A 1423-nucleotide genomic window follows, 5' to 3' on the forward strand; every position below is an offset into this window, starting at 1 on the left:
GATGATGTATAAAAGTATGTGTAAACATTTTTAGGCAAAAAATAAGGCAAAGTACCCCCTAGGTTTATCCAGAACCTAAAATGAAAGGAGACTTTGCCTCATGCCTAATAATAGTATACCCAATTTAGACTTAGGTAAACAAATTGAAGCTATGGTAAAAGACTTTGTACAAGAGAAATTAGAAATGATTCTTAGAGAGGAAATTCAAAACTTCCTAAAGACAGAACCTCAAAACGAACCTAATTCTAAAAATGGTTATTATCAAAGAATGTTGGATACAAAGTTTGGACGAATAGAAGATTTGTCTGTCCCAAGAGATCGGAACGGTGACTTTCAAACCTCCTTATTTCAACCGTATCAACGTCGTGACGGTTGGTTAGAGGAAGCGGTTCTAAGTCTATATCAAAGCGGTGTAAGCACACGACAAGTCGGGAAGTTTGTAGAACGTTTATTAGATGGTAATCCTTACTCAGCTACTACTGTATCTAATATTACCGAAAAGATTAGGAATGATATCGAAAGTTGGCAATCCCGTACATTAGAGTCGAATTACACCGCACTCTATTTAGATTGCTTATTTTTCAGTGTGCGCCGCGATACGGTTGAAAAAGAGGCGATTTATATTGCCTTAGGCATTACGTTGGAAGGGAAGCGTGAGATCTTAGGGTTTTACGTTGGTGGGCGAGAATCGGCAAGTGGTTGGCGAGAGATTCTAGAAAATTTACATGAGCGAGGCGTAAAGAACGTCTTACTAGGTATTTTCGATGGATTAACTGGCTTAGAAACAGCGTTTCTAAGTGTATATCCGAAAGCGGATGTTCAACGTTGTGTTGTCCATAAAATGAGGAATGTATTGTCTAAAGTAAGAAAATCCGATCAGAAAGAAGTCTCAAGTGATTTTAAACAAGTGTATAGAGCTGCAGATTTACCAAGTGCGGAAGAAGCGTTTCAAATGGTCAAAGAGAAATGGGGCAAGAAATACAAAAAAGAAGTGGATTCATGGGAAAAAGATTTACCTGTTCTTCTTACTTTTTATAAATATCCAAAAGAGATTCGATCTTATATTTACACAACGAATATGATTGAGCGAACTATTAAAGAAGTCAGAAAGCGTTTAAAGACAATGAATAGCCTTCCAAGTATAGAATCCGTGGAGAAAATCGTATATTTAGTATCAAATAATTATAACAATAGTTGGACCACTAAACGGACAGCTGGATTTGGTCTAGCCCATGAAAAAATCTATAAACTATTTAAAGAAAGATATGGAGAAACAGAGTTATCGGAGTAAAATACCGTTTAAAAAATGGTATGTGAAAAGTGAAGCTAGCTTCACTTTTCACATACCAAATCATTATAAATTCATACTGGATAAACCAATGTATTGGGCCTTATCAAATTACACAGACTTCTTGACGGAACC

General features: G+C 36.2%; 1 protein-coding gene. It reads left to right on the top strand.

What is annotated here, in order from left to right; all coding sequences use genetic code 11:
* The first annotated feature begins 100 nt into the window (after nt 1–100).
* Nucleotides 101–1291 (top strand): IS256 family transposase, encoded by a 1191-nt coding sequence (locus ACTFSI_RS27955; protein ID WP_044790599.1) that lies wholly within the window; start codon nt 101–103, stop codon nt 1289–1291.
* The last annotated feature ends 132 nt before the right edge of the window (nt 1292–1423 follow it).

The sequence above is a fragment of the Bacillus cereus group sp. MYBK101-2 genome (genome assembly GCF_051918845.1).
In the GTDB taxonomy this organism is placed as follows: Bacteria; Bacillota; Bacilli; order Bacillales; family Bacillaceae_G; genus Bacillus_A; species Bacillus_A paranthracis.

What these genes read in the sequence shown, in the direction of transcription:
- ACTFSI_RS27955 (WP_044790599.1), top strand. Translation starts at nt 101, where the DNA reads ATGCCTAATAATAGTATACCCAATTTAGACTTAGGTAAACAAATTGAA.